Origin of the sequence: Mesorhizobium sp. M2D.F.Ca.ET.226.01.1.1 (assembly GCF_004022705.2) — a bacterium.
In the GTDB taxonomy this organism is placed as follows: Bacteria; Pseudomonadota; Alphaproteobacteria; order Rhizobiales; family Rhizobiaceae; genus Mesorhizobium.
This window is the reverse complement of the sequence record NZ_RZOY02000156.1, coordinates 1-278: the sequence shown is the minus strand read 5'-3', so window position 1 is coordinate 278 and position 278 is coordinate 1. Positions and strand designations below refer to the sequence as shown.

Annotated in this window: 1 pseudogene; it reads left to right on the top strand. The window is 57.9% G+C overall.

Going from position 1 to position 278, the window contains the following annotated elements:
• Positions 1 to 120: 120 nt before the first annotated feature.
• Positions 121 to 278 (top strand): annotated as a pseudogene (locus EN869_RS34205) (sugar ABC transporter permease); the annotation flags it as partial.

The window sequence follows — 278 nt, the reverse complement described above, 5'->3', positions numbered from 1 at the left end:
GCAGCGTCGACGCTTGCAAGGAATCCTTGAAACGGCGCCCCGAGAAGAGCGAGGCGGGATTATGTCGATCTGTTAAGCCAGAAATCCAATCTCCACCGGCAAAGCGGTACAAACCAGCCGATGCAAAATCGTTTCCTGCCCTATCTGCTGACCTTGCCCAGCCTGTTTCTGGCGGCCGTCGTCATCTTCTGGCCGGTCTGGGACCTGATCCAGATCTCGACGCATGACGTCAGCCGCTTCGGCCAGTTGCGCGACTTCAGCGGCCTGACCAATTTCTC